Here is a 15,447-nt window from a genome sequence, read left to right on the forward strand (position 1 = left end):
CATGCCGGTCAGCGAAGTGCACCACGTGGCGGTGACCGTCTCCGACGTCGACCGGGCCGCCGACTTCTACGAGCAGGCGCTGGGCTACCGCCGCACGCTGCGTACCGACGTCGGCGGGCTGGGCATCGAGGTGTCGCTGGGGCTGCCCGCCGGCACCACCGGCCGGGTGCAGTACCTCCAGGGGCCGAGCCAGATCGGTCAGCTCGAACTCATCGAGTGGAACGGCACCCCGACCCGGACCGCCACCGGCGGGCACCTGGAACTGGGCCCCTTCCTGCTCAGCTTCGCGGTGCCCGTGGACGAGATGGAGGAGCTGCACGCCCGACTGGTGTCGCTCGGCGCCGAGTGCCTCACCCCGCCGAACCGGGTGCTGCTGGAGAACTATGGGTACATCACCGCGTTCGCGGCCCGCGACCTCGACGGCAACCTGTTGGAGTTCGTGTCGCTGCCGTCGCGGGAGGAGATCCTCGCCCGGCGGCGGGAGGCGGACGGCTGATGGCGGGCAGCAACTTCTCGCTGACGCTGCGCCGGCAGGCACTGCGCCGCGCCGACCGGGAGGCCCTGGTCGACGGCGCGGCCCGGTGGACGTACGCCGAGCTGGACGCCGACGTCGACCGGCATGCGGCGGCGCTGCTCGCGGCCGGGCTGGGCCCTGGTGAACTGGTCGGCGTGCTGGGGCGCAACACCGCCACGTACGTCCTCGAACTGCTCGCCCTGAGCCGGATCGGCGCGATCTCGGTGCCGTTGAACTGGCGGCTGCACCCGAACGAGCAGGCGTACGTCATCGACCAGGCCGGCATCACCGCGCTGCTCTACGACGACGACTTCGCCGACGACGCGGGCCGGCTGCTGGCCGGTACCGGCCTGCGGACCGCCGTCGCCAACGGCGACCGGGTGGTCGGCGACGCCCGGCGGCTGGCAGCCCTGCTGGCCGGCCAACCGGCGGGCGTCCGGGTCCCGGACGCGGCCAAGGAGCCCGGCGACGTGCACCGCCTGCTCTACACCTCGGGCACCACGGCCCGCCCCAAGGGTGTGATCCACACCTACGGCAACCTGACCGCCAACCACCTCGCCCAACTGCTCGAACTGGAACTCACCCCGCAGGACCGGATCCTGGTCTCCGCGCCGCTGTTCCACGTCAGCGGTCTGGAGGCACCCGGCCTGGCCACCTTCGTCGCGGGCGCGACGATGGTGTTGACGCCGACGTTCAAGGCGGCCGACATCGCCCGCGTCGCCGCCGAGGAACACGTCACCGGCATGGTCCTCGCCGCCCAGATCCTCTTCGGACTGCTCGACCTCGCCGAGCCGCCGGACCTGCGGTCGCTGCGCTACCTGCTGTTCGCCGGGGTCGCGCCGCGCGTGCGGCAGGAGGTGAAACGGCGGCTGCCGCCCGTCCGGCTGGTCGACACGTTCGGCATGACCGAGCTGTGCAACGGCGCCTGCTACCTCGACGCCGCCCACGAGCAGAGCAAGCTCGGCGCGCTCGGCGCACCGTTCCCGGGCGTCCGGATCGAGATCGTCGACGAGCGGTTCCAGCCGGTGCCACCGGGGGTGGAGGGGGAGATCGTGGTCCGTGGCGAGAAGGTGTCGCCCGGCTACTGGAACGACGACGAGGCCAACCGGCGGACCCGCCGCGACGGCTGGTTCCTCACCGGCGACGTGGGCCGGATCGACGCCGACGGCTACCTGTGGTTCGTCGACCGGCGCGCCGACCTGATCAAGTCGGGTGGGGAGAACATCGCCAGCGCCGAGATCGAACGGGTTCTCGCGCAGCATCCGGACGTCGCCGAGGTCGCCGTCATCGGCGTACCGGACCCGACCTGGGACGAGGTGCCGAAGGCGTTCGTCATCCTGCGCGACGGCGCCACCGTCACCGGCGAGGACCTGCGCGAGCACTGCCGGGCCGAACTGGCCCGGTACAAGGTCCCGAAGTACGTGGAGGTGGTCACCACGCTGCCGCGCAACGACTCCGGCAAGGTGCTCAAGAAGGGGCTTCGCGAGATCGAGGCGGCCCGGTGAGCACCGCCAACCTGGCCGCCATGCTGGCCCGCAACGCGCGGCGCTTCGGCGACGACGACGCGCTGGTGTTCGAGGGCCGGCGGTGGACCCACCGGCAGCTCGACCAGGACGTCAACGCGCTCGCGGCCGGTCTCGCCGCCGAGGGGCTGGGCCGGGACGACCGGATCGCGATCGTGGCGAACAATGTGCCCGAGTTCCTCATCCTGTCGCTGGCGGCGGCGAAGCTCGGCGCGGTCTTCGTGCCGCTGAACTACCGGCTGACCTCCGGCGAGATCGCGCGGCTGCTCGCACACGCCGACGTGTGCGCGGTCGCGACCGTCCCCGAGTTCGCCGACCTGACCGACCTGGCCACCGCCCGCCTGCCGCAGGTACGCCGGTACGCGCTGGAACCGATCGGCGACGGCTGGACCGACCTGCGGGCGCTGATCGAGGCCCACCGTGGCGCCCGGGTGCCCGACGCCGACCTCGATCCGGACGCGCTGCAACGGATCGTCTACACCTCCGGCACCACCAGCCTGCCCAAGGGCGTGCTGCTCACCCACGGCAACGTGAACATGAACATGCACGCCCAGATCGTCGAACTCGGGCTGCGGGCGGGCGACCGGATCCTCAACTTCGCGCCGCTCTACCACGTCGGCGGCACCGACCTGCCCGGGTACGGCATCTGGCACGTCGGCGGCTGCATGGTGCTCCAGCGACGCTTCGCCCCGGCGGCCGTGCTGGAGGCGATCGGCACCGAGCGGATCACCGGGATGGTGATGGCCGCGACGATGCTCGACATGCTCCGGCGCGAGAGCGAGAACACGGTGGACGCCGACCTCTCCTCGGTGCGCTGGGTGATCTACTCCCAGGTGAGCGCGGCCCTGTACGCGGTGGCGCGCACCCTGTTCCCGAACGCGCGGCTGATCGAGGGCTACGGTCTCACCGAGACGTGCAGCGGGTTGACCTATCTGGACGCCGCCCACGCGCAGAGCAAGCAGGGCTCGGTCGGCATCCCCGCGCCGTGGGTCCAGGTGCGGGTGGTCGACGCGAACGGCGACGACGTGCCGGTGGGGGAGAACGGCGAGGTGATCGCGCGCGGGCCGAAGGTGAGCCCCGGCTATCTCGACGACCCGGAGGCGACCCGTGCCGCCTTCCGCGACGGCTGGTTCCACACCGGTGACGTGGGCTGTTTCGACGCCGACGGCTACCTCTACATCCGGGACCGCCTCAAGGACATGATCCGCAGCGGCGGGGAGAACATGTCCAGCGCCGAGATCGAGAACGTCCTGGCCGGCCATCCGCTGGTCCTGGCCGTCTCGGTGGTGGCGGCGCCGCACCCGGTGTGGGTGGAGGTCCCGGTGGCGTTCGTGGTGGGCCGCCCGGGGCTGGCCGCCGAGGAGCTGATCGCGTACGCCCGGGAGCGGCTCGGCGGGTTCAAGGTGCCCAAGGAGGTCTACCTGGTGACCGAGCTGCCCACCAACCCGTCCGGCAAGGTGCTCAAGCGCAGCCTGCGGGACCTGCGGCCGACACTACGGCCGGACTGGACGTACGGCGACCAGCGGCCCGGCTGAGCGTCACCGGTCGGTGCCGGTCGCCGTCCGCAGCAGGGCGAGGGCGTGCACGAGGTGGAAGCGGCGGGTGCCCCGACCCAGCTCGTCCCACGGCTTCTGCCAGGTCATCCGCCGGGCCAGCGTCCACGCGTCGTCGTCGACCACGGTCAGGTCCCGCACCGCGTCGACCTCGTCGCGGTGGTACGCGGTCAGCTCGTCGACCCGGGCGGCGACGTCCCGGTACGGGAACTGGTGGGCCGGACAGGCCACCGCGGCGTCGAGGGCGCGGATGCGGGCCAGGCTGCGGAACAGGTCGGCGGCCGGGTCGTCCTCGGGGCGGCTGACGATGGCGAGCTGGGTGGGGCCCTCGGCCATCATGGTGTCGCCGGTGAAGACCAGACCCCGGGTGTCGAGATAGACGGTGTGGCCGTACGTGTGCCCCGGGGTGGGGACGGCGCGCACGGTCACGTCGCCGAAGCGGAACTCGGTCTCGTCGGTGACGGTCACGTCCGGCCGCAGGCTCTCGTGGTGCACGGCGACGTCGACGGCGTCGGCGTACATCGACTCGACCACGTCGGCGGGGGCTCCGGTGAGGTCGAGGGCGGCGCGCAGTTGGGCGAGGAACGTGCCCCGGGTGCGGTGCATGGTGGCGAAGTCGTCGGGGCGGCCGATCACGATGCGGGCTCCGGTGGTCGTCTGGAGCCGGGCGGCGAAGCCGACGTGGTCGGGGTGGTTGTGGGTGAGCAGGACGGTGCCGATCGCCTCGACCCGGTGCCCGAGGGACTCCACGGACTGCGTGAACGCGCGCCAGCAGGCCGGGTGGTCGTAGCCGGCGTCGACGAGGACGAGCCCGTCGGCGGTGTCCAGGAGATAGACGGTGACGTAGCGCAGGGCACTGCCGGGCAGGGGGACGGGCACGGCCCAGACACCGTCCGCGACCTGGGCGGGTGCGGGCACCTCACGGGCGCGGTAGCTGGCGGCGTGGGCGTCGATCGCGGGTATGGACATCGTCGCTCGGCTCCCTTACGGTGGGACAACACAACATACCGGATGGTCGGAATCTAACTCAAGGAGTCCGATGAGCGAGGAGCGGACCGGCTTTCGGCTGTGGGCGACCGCAGCACCCGACCTGTGCGCGGTGGTCACCCCCGACGACCGCCGGATCTCCTACGGGGAACTGTTCGCCGAGGTGAACCGGATCTCGCACGGTCTGCGTACCCGGGCCGGGCTCCAGGTCGGCGACACGGTGGCCGCGGTCATGACCAACAGCGCCGGCATGATCGCGATGTACCTCGCGGCGATGCAGTCCGGCCTGTACCTGGTCACGCTCAACTACCACCTCACCGAGCCGGAGATCGCGTACGTCCTGGCCGACAGCGGCGCCAAGGTGGTGGTCGGTTCGGCGCGCGTCGAGCAGGTCGTCGTCTCCGCCGCCGAGGCCGCACCCGGCATCCAGGTCTTCGTCGACGGCACCCCGCAGACCGACCGGGCGCAGCCGCTGTCGGCGCTCACCGCCGACATGCCGGCGGTGAGTCCGGAACAGGTCCCGGCGGGTTCGCTGATGATGTACACCTCGGGCACCACCGGCCGCCCCAAGGGCGTCAAGCGCCCGCTGAGCGGCATCGACGCCGACGCCGGGGCGCTGACCTACCGGTGGCTGTTCGCCGAGTTCGGCATGGAACGCCCGGCCTTCGCGTCCTGGCTGGTCTCCGCGCCGATGTACCACTCCGCCAACATCACCCCGGCGATGGGCGCGCTGCACGCCGGCGGCACGATGGTGCTGATGGACGGCTGGACGCCGGAGGGCTTCCTGCGGCGCGTCCAGGAGCAGCGGGTCTCCGGCACGAGCATGGTGCCGACGCACTTCTACCGGCTGCTGCAACTGCCCGAGTCGGTACGCGCCGACTACGACGTCTCCTCGCTGCGCTACGTGCTGCACGGCGCGGCACCCTGCCCGCTGGAGGTCAAGCAGCGGATCCTGGACTGGTTCGGCCCGGTGGTCTACGAGTACTACGGCTCCACCGAGGTCGGCACCACGATCGCCCGCCCGCACGAGTGGCTCGCGCACCCCGGCACGGTCGGCCGCCCGGCGTCCATCTCCACCCTGCGGATCCTCGACGAGCAGGGCGAGGAGGTGCCGGTGGGGCAGACCGGCATCGTGTACATGCGGCAGGGCAACGACCGGGTCGAGTACCACAACGATCCCGGCAAGACCGAGGGCTCCCGCCGCGACGGCCTGATGACCGTCTGGGACGTCGGCCACGTCGACGCCGACGGGTTCCTCTACATCACCGGCCGGGCGTCGGAGCTGATCCTGGTCGGCGGCGTGAACGTCTACCCGGCCGAGATCGAGGCGGCGCTGCTGGCCCACGAGTGGGTCGCCGACGCCGGGGTGATCGGCGTACCCGACCCGGAGTTCGGCGAGGTGCCGCAGGCGCACGTCGTCCTGCGCGACGACGCGCCCGAGGGCGACGCCGCCGTCGACGGGCTGCGCCGCTACCTCGCCGACCGCCTGGCCAAGCCGAAGCGCCCGGTGTCCTACCTGGTGCGCGACGCGCTGCCGCGCGATCCGAACGGCAAGCTCTACAAGGCCCGGCTGCGGCGTACCCGCGAGGTGACGGCGTGACCGGACGGTACGACACGAGGGGAGGGGCGGATGGACTTCGATGACAGCGCGTCCGACCTGGCGTTCCGGCGTGAGGTCGGCGCCTGGTTGGACGAGGCGCTGAGCGACGTCCCCGACCAGGAGGAGTTGTCGCAGGACGAGCGCGAGAACTGGTCGCGGGTCTGGCAGGACCGGCTCTGCGCCGGCAACTGGGCCGGGCTGTCGTGGCCGGTCGCGCACGGTGGCCGGGGTCTGGACTCGCTGGCCCAGGCCATCTTCAACGAGGAGGCCGCGGTACGCGGGGCGCCGTACCCGCTCAACGGGGTCGGCATGATGCTCGCCGGACCGACCGTCATCGCGCACGGCACCGACGAGCAGCAGGCCCGGCACCTGCCCGGCATCCTGCGCGGCGAGGAGTACTGGTGTCAGGGCTTCAGCGAGCCCGGCGCCGGATCCGACCTGGCCGGTCTGCGGACCGCCGCCACGAAGGTGGACGGCGGCTGGCTGGTCAACGGCGCCAAGATCTGGACGTCGAACGCGCACAACGCCTCCCGGTGCCTGCTGCTCGCCCGCACCGACGCCGACGCGCCCAAGCACCAGGGGATCACCTACTTCCTCGCCCCGATGGACGGGTTCACCGTCCGGCCGCTGACGATGATCAACGGGGACACCGAGTTCAACGAGATGTTCCTCGACGACGTCTTCGTCCCCGACGCCGACGTGCTCGGCGGGGTCGGCAACGGCTGGCGGGTGGCCCTGACCACGCTCGCCTTCGAGCGCGGCAGCATGGCGCTGAACCTCTGGGTGTGGGCCCGCCAGGCGGTGGACCGGGTCGTCGACCTCGGCATCGCGCGCGGGGTGGCCGACGACAGTGCCTTCGTCGACGCGGTCGGCGCGTTGCAGTGCGACGCCGAGGCGGTGCGGATCGGGTCGATGCGGATGCTCGGCGAGAGCCGCGCCGGGGGAGTGCCCGGACCGGAGACCTCGGCCCTCAAGAGCCTCTGGGCCGGGGTGGTGCAGCGTGCCAACCGGCTCGCCGTGCACCTCGACGACGGGGGCGGGGTGTTGCTCGACGGCGACGGCGCCGCCGCCCGGATGCGCCGCTACCTGCGTGCCCGCGCCCACACCATCGAGGGCGGCACGGAGGAGGTCCAGAAATCGATCCTGGCGGAGCGGGTGCTGAACCTGCCCCGCTCACGCTGAGCGGAGTCATCGCGTGCGGGCAACATTCACCCAGGAACAGCAGGACATCGCCAAGACCGTCGGCGCGCTGGCCGACGCGGAACGCGCCACCGGCGGGCTGCCGACGCACTGGCAGGCCCCCACCGGTGACGTGACGCTGTTGCGCGACTTCGGGCTCCTCGGGGTGCCGGAGCAGGTCGGCGGCATCGGGTCGAGCCTGATCGACCTGCTCGTCGCCGTCGAGGCGCTCGGCGAACGGCTCGTCGCGAGCCGGTTCCCGGCGCACGCGGCGGCGGTGCAACTGCTCTGCGGCAGCGGGCACGGTACGTCGCTGCCGGACGAGGTGCTCGACGGCAGCCGGGTGCTGACCCCGGCGGTGGACGTGCCGGGGGCCACCGCGCGGGCGGACCAGGTGTCGCCCCGCTCGGCGGTCCGCACTCTGGTGCCGTACGCGGCACAGGCGGACGCGGTGGTCGCCCTGGGCGCCGCCGAGGGCGTGTGGACCAGCGTGCCGGTCGAGGTGACCGCGCGCGAGTCGGTCGACCCGTCGGTGCCGCTGTCGGACGTCACGCTGCCCGATCCGCAGGAGATCGTGCCGGCCGGCACCGGGGCGGCCCGCGCCACGCTGGTGGTCGCCGCCGAACTCTGCGGTGTCGCCCAGGGCGCCATCGAGCTGGCCGCCGAGCAGGCGCGTACCCGTCAGCAGTTCGGTCGGGTGATCGGCTCGTTCCAGGGCGTCGCCTTCCAGCTCGCCGAGGCCGCCACGGCCCGCAAGGCCGCCTGGGACCTGACCCTCTACGCCGCCTGGGCGGTCGACAACGGACGCCCGGACGCGGAGATTCAGGTGCACGCGGCCAAGGCGGCGGCCGGGGCGGCGGCGGTGTTCGCCGCCGAGCGGTGCATCCAGGTGCACGGCGGCATGGGCATCACGATGGAGGCGGTGCCGCACCTGTTCCTGCGCCGAGCCCTGGTGCTCGACGCCCGATTCGGTCGCGGCTCCTGGCACCGCCGCCGTGCCGGCGAGTTGCGCATCGCCTCTCGACGTTCGTCGTAACCCCGCTGACCTGCGAAACCCTTGCAGGTCGACGACCACAGCGGTAACATACCGGCTGGTCGGAATAAACGAGGAGAAGCCGTGAAGTTCGGAATCATGAACCTGTTCCCGGTGAGTGACGGCACATCCGATCACCAGGTGCTGCGAGAGACCCTCGACGAGATCCAGCTGGCCGACGAGCTCGGGTTCGACTCGATCTGGCTGGCCGAGCACCACTTCTCGAAGTACGGCATCCTCGGCAGCCCGGTGAACTTCGGCATGGCCGTCGCCGAGCGGACCCGACAGATCACCATCGGCACCGCAGTCCTCGTGCTGCCGCTGCACCACCCGCTGCGGCTGGCCGAGGACATCGCCGCCCTCGACGTACTCAGTGGAGGCCGGGTCTCCATCGGCGTCGGCCGTGGCTACCAGCCCGCCGAGTTCGCCGGCTTCGGCATCCCGCTGGAGGAGTCGAAGCAGCGCTACCAGGAGACGCTGGAGGTGCTGCGGCTCGCGTTGTCGCAGGAGAACTTCTCCTACCACGGCAAGATCTTCCAGTACGACAACGTCACGACCTACCCCCGGCCGTACACCCCCGGTGGTCCGCCCATCCTCCAGGGCACCGTCTCCCCGGACAGCTTCCGCGAACGCGGCGCCCTCGGCGAGTCGATCATCACCTCGCCGAACTTCACCCCGTTGGGCGTGATGCAACGCAACTTCGACCTCTACCGGCAGAGCATGCGGGAGAACGGATTCGACATCAGCACCTACGACCTGCCCTTCATGCAGCAGGTCTGGTGCGGTGACAGCAGCGAGGGACTGCGCGCGGCAGCCCAGGCCGCCCTCAACTACTACAAGTCCGTCGGCAAGGTCATCCCCGGCTCGGAGGAGGCCATCGACAAGGAGCGCGCCTACTACGCGGCGGTCGCCAAGAACATCGAGCTGCTGACGCTGGAGCAGACCCTGACCCACGGCGGCAACTTCGGCTCCGCCGACCGTGTCATCGAGACCATCGAGATGCTGCGCGAACAGCTCGGCATCAACCACTACATCGGCTGGCTGCGGATCCCGTCGCTGGACCGCAAGGCCGCGCTCAAGTCGATGGAGGAGTTCGCCGCGAAGGTCATCCCGCACTTCCGCGCCACCGCCGCGAAGGACGACACGGTGAGTGCGCCCGCCGCCGCCGAGGCGGTCGTCGGGTGAGGATCAGCTGCTTCCTCAGCGCCCAGTTCGACCCGGCGGCGTCGCCCACCGAGGGCATCGACGGCGTCCTCGCCCAGGCCGCCGCCGCCGAAGCTGCCGGCTTCCACGGCGTCTACCTCGGACACCACTACCTGGCCCGGTCGGCGTTCGTGCAGCCGATCCCGCTCGCCGGTCACCTGGGACACGCCACCAACCGCATCCGTATCGGCTTCGGCGTCCTGCTGGCGCCCCTGCTGAACCCGATCGCCCTCGCCGAGGACCTCGCCTCCCTCGACGTGCTGACCCGTGGTCGGCTGACCGTCGGCATCGGCGCCGGCTACCGACGCCGGGAGACCACCGCCTTCGGCGTGGCGTGGGAGGACCGGCTGCGCCGCCTGCGCGAGTACGTCCCGCTCCTGCGCGCCCTGTGGCGCGGCGAGACGATCGACGCCGCCGGCAGTTGGGGCGAGGTGCCGCAGGCCAGCCTGCCGCTGCGCCCGGTGCAGCCCGGCGGCCCGCCGATCTGGATCGGCGCGTTCGCCGAACCCGCCATCCGACGCGCGGCCCGGCTCGACGCCCCCTGGCTCATCGGCCCCAAGGGCGACGACGCCGAACTCGCCCGACTCCTCGGCGTCTACCGCGCCGAACTCGCCGAACGGGGCCTCGACCCGGTCCGCGAGTACCCGATGAGCCGCGAGGCGTTCATCGGCGACAGCTACCGCAGCGCCGTCGCGGCGGTCCGCCCGCACCTGCAACGCCAGTACGCGGGCTACAAGTCGTGGGACGAGGCCCAGTCGCTGGACCTGGACCGCTACCTGGCCCAGGACTGTCTGGTCGGGTCGGCCGACGAGATCGTCGACAAGCTCCGCCGCTGGGAGAACGACCTCGGCATCACCGAGGTGTCCCTGCGGCACCAGTTCGTCGGCGCCAGTCAGGAGGAGGCGATGGACCAGCTCGCCCGATTCGGCGCCGAGGTCGTCAGCCGGGTCGCCACCCCGAGCACCGAGGAGTCGACGCGATGAGCGGCGCGAATCTCGCCCTGATCCTGCACGGGCGCGGCACCGACCGGGGCGACGTGCCGGGCCTGCACGGCGAGGACGGCCGGTCGTGGACCTTCGACGAGATCGACCTGCTGGCCGGGGGCGTCGCCGCCGCACTGCGCGCCGAGGGCGTCGGCGCCGGTGACCGGGTCGCCTGCTATCTGACCAACGGCCCCGAGGTCGTGTTCTTCCTCTTCGGCGCCTGGAAGATCGGCGCGGTGCCGGTGACGGTCAGCAGCCTCTACAACGCCGCCGAACTCGCCGAGTCGGTCGCCAAGACCACCCCGCGCCTGCTGCTCGTCGACGACCGCCGGCCCGAGGTCGTCGCCGAGTTCCTGGCCGGCACCGACCTGCCGGTCCGCTCGGTCAGCGAACCGGTCGCCGGGGCGCCGGCGCTGCCGTGGCGACGCCCGACGCGGGTACCCGCCGTCGACGTCGCACCGGACGCGGAGGCGTGCATCCTGTTCACCGGCGGCACCACCGGCCGGCCCAAGGCGGTCAGCGTGACCCACGGCGGCTCACGGGAGTCGCTGATGCGGATGGCGCGGGTGGCCACCGGCACCGACGCCGAGGGCAGCGCCGCGACCGACGCGAAGCCCAACCTGATCGCCCTGCCGCTGTTCCACAGCGGCGGCCAGCACTCGCTGCTCTTCGCGTACTTCGTCGGCCGGGCCGCGGTGGTCTGGGAACGCTTCGGCGTCGACCGGCTCGACGGACTGATGCGACGATTCGCCTTCGACAACTTCTTCTTCCTGCCCACCATGGTCTTCGACATCGTGCACACCGAACGGGACCTGCCGTTCGAGGGCGTGAAGTCGGTCCTGGTCGCCGGACAGGCCATCTCCTGGCCGGTCCGGCGGGCCTTCGAGCAGCGCTACCACGTACCCATCCTGGTCAACTACGGGTCCACCGAGGCCGGGCACATCGCCGGGTGGAACGGCCGGGACATGAAGGCCGGTCGGTGGAAGCCCGGCTCGGCCGGCCGGGTCTATCCCGGGGTGGAGCTGGAGATCCGCGACGAGACCGGCACCGCGCTGCCGGTCGGCGCGGAGGGCGAGGTGGTGGTCCGCTCCGCGTTGACCAAGGGGTACGTCGACGACCCGGCCGCCTCCCTCGAACTGGTCCGCGACGGCTGGGTGCACACCGGCGACATCGGCTACGTCGACGACGACGGCGTGCTGTTCCTGGTCGGCCGGAAGCGAGACATGATCAAGTGCGGCGGCTTCCAGGTGTGGCCCGAGGAGATCGAGGACGAACTCCGCGAACACCCGCTGGTCGACGACGTCCGGGTGCTCGGTCGCCCCGACGACCGGCTGGGCGAGATCCCGGTGGCCCTCGTGGTCCGCCGGACCGACGACTCGATCCCCGACGCGGTCCTCGCCGACGGCATCGTCGCGTTCGCCCGCGACCGGCTCGCCCACTTCAAGGCACCCCGACGCGTCGAGTTCGTACCCGCCCTGGAACGCAGCACCACCGGCAAGACCAGTCGGGTCGCGGCACCCGCCGCCGAGGGAGGTCGGAGCTGATGAAGTTCGGCATCATGGCGTCGCACCAGTATCCGCACGGCGACGACCTCGGCCGGCACCTGAGCGACCTGTTCGGCACCGTGGAACTCGCCGCCGAACTCGGCTACGACTCGGTCTGGACGATCAACCACTTCCAGTCCAACCTGGCCACCCCGCAGCCCATCTCGATGCTGGCCAGCCTGATCCCGCGCTCCGGTGAGATGACCCTCGGCACCGGCATCCTGCTGCTGCCGATGTTCCATCCGGTGCACGTCGCCGAGGAGTTCGCGACCCTGGACCACCTCTCCGGTGGACGGGTGGTCCTCGGTGTCGGCGCCGGCTACCGGGAGAACGAGTTCGCCGCCTTCGGCCTGGACCCGCAGGCCCGGTTCCGCCGCTTCGACGAGAGCCTGCGACTGATCCGGGCCCTCTGGGGCGGCACGCCGGTCACCCACGACGGCGAGTTCTATCCGCAGGTCGACGCCACCATCGGCATCCGACCGCTGACCCCGGGCGGCCCGCCGATCTGGATCGGCGCGGGCGGTCGCAAGGCCGTCCGCCGCGCCGCCCGCCTCGGCGACGCCTGGTACGCGCCGGGCAACTCACCGAGCCGCCGGTTCCTGCCCGAGCACCTCGCCGTCTACAACGAGGCGCTGGCCGAGTACGGCCGCGACCCCGCCACCGTGCAGCGCCCGGTCGGCGTCGAACTGTACTGCGCGCCCACCACCGAACAGGCAGTCGAGGAGGCCCTGCCGCACGCCCGGCGGGAGTACTCCACCTACGCCGAGTACCCGGCGCTGCGCTGGCAGCGCGACCGCTTCGACGACCTGGTCCGCAACACCCTCCTGCTGGGCTCGCCGGAGTTCCTGATCGAACGCATCTCCGCCCTGCGGGACCTCGGCTTCGACCATCTCATCTTCCGTCCCGGATGGCTCGGCATGCCGACCGAGCGACTGCGCGCCTCGCTGCGACTGTTCGCCACCGAGGTGTTCCCCGCCTTCCGCACCAGCCGACCCTAAGGAACCGCCGTGAAGAAGACCGAAGCCGAGCTGCTGGCAGACCAGTGGGACGTCGAGAACATGGAGGTCGACCCCGAGGTCCTCGCGACGTACGTCCGGTACGACGTGGACGAGGAGCGGTCCGTCGCGACGATCACCTTCGACCGCCCCGACCGGCTCAACGCCATCCCCGTCGCCGCCTTCGAACGCGTCGGTGACCTGGTCCGCGAGGCGGAGACCGACGACCGGGTGAAGGTCATCGTGTTCAAGGGGGAGGGCGACCACTTCGGCACCGGCGCCGACGCCGCCGAACTCGGCCACTACATCGGCTACAAGACCGGCACCGACAAGGCGTCCCGCCGCCGCCCGGCGCAGCGGCAGCGCATCCTGCCCGACCGCAACGTGCTCAGCTCCGGCTTCACCCGGCCCATCATCGAGTCGTTGAAGGCCACCATCTGCCAGGTGCAGGGCTACTGCTACGGCGGGCACTTCCAGATCGCGCTCTCCGCCGACATCGTCATCGCCAGCCCCGACGCCCGCTTCACCCACCCGGCGTTCCGCTACCTCGGCCCGGCCCCGCAGGACATGTACCACTGGATCGAGAAGGTCGGCCTGACGACGATGAAGGACGTCATGCTGACCATGCGGGCCATCGGCGCCGAGGAGGGCGAACGCAAGGGCCTGGTCACCAAGGTCGTCGAGCGCGAGGAACTGTCGCGGTGGGTGGACGACTACGCCGACGCGATCGCCGTCATGCCGCTGGACTCGCTGATGATGGGCAAGTCGATGATGCAGGTGGTGATGGAGGCCCGGGGCAAGGGCCTGGGCGCGATGACCGGGTGGGTCGGCCACGGCTGGGCCACCAACGTCAGCTTCGCCGACGGCGACTGGAACTTCCTCAAGGAGCGGCGGGAGAAGGGCATCGCGCAGGCGCTGGCCGACCGGGACCGGCTCGTCGCGCCGTACTTCCGGCTCAGCGACTCCCGGGCCCGCGAGAAGTAGGCGCACGATGAAGTTCGGCGTCCTGCTCGACCACCAGTACGCGTACGACGACGACCTGGGTCGACGCCTCGGCGAGACCGTCGAGTACGTCCAGCACATCCGCGACCTGGGCTACGACTCGGTCTACGGCATCCACCACTACCTGTCGTCGCTGCGGACCCCGCAGCCGTTGCCGCTGCTGAGCCGGCTGATCGACCACTCCGGCACGATGGAGCTGGGCACCGGCATCCTCATCCTGCCGCTCGGGCACCCGGTGCACTGGGCCGAGGAGATCGCCACCATCGACCAGATGTCCGGTGGTCGGTTCGTCCTGGGCATCGGCGCCGGCTACCGGGAGGTGGAGTTCGACTCGTTCGGCATCGACCGGCGCACCCGGGTCTCCCGGATGAACGAGGCGCTCGCGGTGATGCAGCGGCTCTGGACCGGCGAGACCGTCCACCACGAGGGCCGGCACTTCACCCTCGACGGCGTACGGTGCAGCGTGCTGCCCGTCCAGCAGCCGCACCCGCCGGTCTGGGTCGGTGCCAACGGCCCCACCGGCATCGCCCGGATCGCCCGTCAGGGACTGCCCTGGCTGGCCCCGTCCAACGTCCGGCGCAACTGGGCCGTCGGCAACCTCGCCGACTACCGCGAACAGCGCCGGGCGGCCGGCTTCAGCGAGGAGGGCGCGGTCTTCCCGATCCACCGTGACCTCTGCGTCGCCGACTCCTTCGACGACGCGTACGCCCTCGCCGGTGACGCGGTCCGCCGCTCCTACGGCGAGTACGTGCAGTACGGCATGGACTTCTTCGAATCCCAGTGGGAGGCCATCAAGGAGCGGGCACTCTTCTTCGGTTCCCCCGACGACATCGCCGCGAAGGTGCAGGACTTCGCCGACGCCGGATTCAACCACTTCGTCTTCCGCGCGCAGTGGCTCGGCCAGCCCATCGAGGACTCGATGCGGATCGTCGAACGTTTCGCCCGCGAGGTCATGCCGAGGTTCCGCAGATGAAGATCGGACACGTGATCGTTCCCGCCGACGAGCTGGACGCCCAGCTCGACTTCTACACCCGTCTCGGGCTGACCGTCCGCTTCCGGGACGGCGACCGGTACGCCGCGCTCACCGACGGCACGGTGACCGTGGGACTGGCCGACGCGTCACAGCAACCCGTCGCCGGCCGGACCCTGCTCAGTATCCAGGTCGACGACCTGGACGCCTGCCTCGCGCAGGTGACGGCCGCAGGCGGCACGGCGGGCGACGTCGTGGTGGGCCCGCACGAGCGACGGGCGGTCGTCGTCGACCCGGGCGGCAACCCGCTCGTCGTCTACCAGCGCCTCGGCTGACCGCCGTCCACCGGAGCCCGCGCGGC

The 15,447-nt window shown here is 71.5% G+C and carries 14 protein-coding genes; 13 read left to right on the forward strand and 1 reads right to left on the reverse strand.

Annotated features, from left to right (window positions below):
* Window position 1: 1 nt before the first annotated feature.
* Genes ACFYTT_RS02810 through ACFYTT_RS02820 form a run of 3 tightly spaced genes read left to right on the forward strand, consistent with a single transcriptional unit; the run spans window position 2 to window position 3,572 of the window.
* The gene (locus tag ACFYTT_RS02810; RefSeq protein ID WP_387257344.1) at window positions 2-496 is read left to right on the forward strand and encodes a VOC family protein; all 495 of its coding nucleotides are present in this window, start codon (window positions 2-4) and stop codon (window positions 494-496) included.
* Window positions 496-2,019, forward strand: coding sequence for a class I adenylate-forming enzyme family protein (locus tag ACFYTT_RS02815; RefSeq protein ID WP_387257346.1), 1,524 nt, complete (start codon window positions 496-498; stop codon window positions 2,017-2,019). The genes ACFYTT_RS02810 and ACFYTT_RS02815 overlap by 1 nt, the downstream gene beginning before the upstream one ends.
* Entirely contained in the window at window positions 2,016-3,572 is a 1,557-nt protein-coding gene (locus ACFYTT_RS02820) for a class I adenylate-forming enzyme family protein (protein WP_387257347.1), read from the forward strand. The genes ACFYTT_RS02815 and ACFYTT_RS02820 overlap by 4 nt, the downstream gene beginning before the upstream one ends.
* Before the next feature lie 3 nt (window positions 3,573-3,575).
* Here ACFYTT_RS02820 and ACFYTT_RS02825 read toward each other — a convergent pair whose 3' ends face one another.
* Window positions 3,576-4,559: an MBL fold metallo-hydrolase gene (locus ACFYTT_RS02825; RefSeq protein ID WP_387257348.1), complete on the reverse strand. Its 984-nt coding sequence runs from the start codon at window positions 4,557-4,559 to the stop codon at window positions 3,576-3,578.
* A 70-nt stretch (window positions 4,560-4,629) separates the two neighbouring features.
* On the opposite strand from ACFYTT_RS02825, the gene ACFYTT_RS02830 reads away from it, so the two are divergent.
* From ACFYTT_RS02830 to ACFYTT_RS02875, 10 genes are all read left to right on the forward strand, one after another.
* Window positions 4,630-6,177, forward strand: coding sequence for an AMP-binding protein (locus ACFYTT_RS02830; RefSeq protein WP_387257349.1), 1,548 nt, complete (start codon window positions 4,630-4,632; stop codon window positions 6,175-6,177).
* Between the two features lie 30 nt (window positions 6,178-6,207).
* Window positions 6,208-7,359 carry an acyl-CoA dehydrogenase family protein gene (locus ACFYTT_RS02835; protein ID WP_357213916.1) on the forward strand — a complete coding sequence of 384 codons (1,152 nt, stop codon included), beginning with the start codon at window positions 6,208-6,210 and terminating at the stop codon, window positions 7,357-7,359.
* A 13-nt stretch (window positions 7,360-7,372) separates the two neighbouring features.
* Complete coding sequence (locus ACFYTT_RS02840; protein ID WP_387257351.1) at window positions 7,373-8,392, forward strand: acyl-CoA dehydrogenase family protein; 1,020 nt, start codon at window positions 7,373-7,375, stop codon at window positions 8,390-8,392.
* 81 nt (window positions 8,393-8,473) lie between these two features.
* The gene (locus ACFYTT_RS02845) at window positions 8,474-9,574 is read left to right on the forward strand and encodes an LLM class flavin-dependent oxidoreductase (protein ID WP_387257352.1); all 1,101 of its coding nucleotides are present in this window, start codon (window positions 8,474-8,476) and stop codon (window positions 9,572-9,574) included.
* Window positions 9,571-10,575 (forward strand): LLM class flavin-dependent oxidoreductase, encoded by a 1,005-nt coding sequence (locus ACFYTT_RS02850; RefSeq protein ID WP_387257353.1) that lies wholly within the window; start codon window positions 9,571-9,573, stop codon window positions 10,573-10,575. The genes ACFYTT_RS02845 and ACFYTT_RS02850 overlap by 4 nt, the downstream gene beginning before the upstream one ends.
* Window positions 10,572-12,119, forward strand: coding sequence for a class I adenylate-forming enzyme family protein (locus ACFYTT_RS02855; RefSeq protein ID WP_131051570.1), 1,548 nt, complete (start codon window positions 10,572-10,574; stop codon window positions 12,117-12,119). Before ACFYTT_RS02850 ends, ACFYTT_RS02855 begins: the two co-directional genes overlap by 4 nt.
* Window positions 12,119-13,117 (forward strand): LLM class flavin-dependent oxidoreductase, encoded by a 999-nt coding sequence (locus ACFYTT_RS02860; RefSeq protein ID WP_131051571.1) that lies wholly within the window; start codon window positions 12,119-12,121, stop codon window positions 13,115-13,117. Before ACFYTT_RS02855 ends, ACFYTT_RS02860 begins: the two co-directional genes overlap by 1 nt.
* 9 nt (window positions 13,118-13,126) lie before the next feature.
* Window positions 13,127-14,098, forward strand: coding sequence for an enoyl-CoA hydratase/isomerase family protein (locus ACFYTT_RS02865; protein ID WP_131051572.1), 972 nt, complete (start codon window positions 13,127-13,129; stop codon window positions 14,096-14,098).
* A 7-nt stretch (window positions 14,099-14,105) separates the two neighbouring features.
* On the forward strand, window positions 14,106-15,089 hold the full coding sequence (locus tag ACFYTT_RS02870) for an LLM class flavin-dependent oxidoreductase (RefSeq protein ID WP_387257356.1): 984 nt from the start codon (window positions 14,106-14,108) through the stop codon (window positions 15,087-15,089).
* On the forward strand, window positions 15,086-15,421 hold the full coding sequence (locus ACFYTT_RS02875) for a VOC family protein (RefSeq protein ID WP_387257358.1): 336 nt from the start codon (window positions 15,086-15,088) through the stop codon (window positions 15,419-15,421). The genes ACFYTT_RS02870 and ACFYTT_RS02875 overlap by 4 nt, the downstream gene beginning before the upstream one ends.
* Window positions 15,422-15,447 lie beyond the last annotated feature (26 nt).

The sequence above is a fragment of the Micromonospora sp. NPDC003816 genome (assembly GCF_042874705.1).
Lineage (GTDB): Bacteria > Actinomycetota > Actinomycetes > Mycobacteriales > Micromonosporaceae > Micromonospora.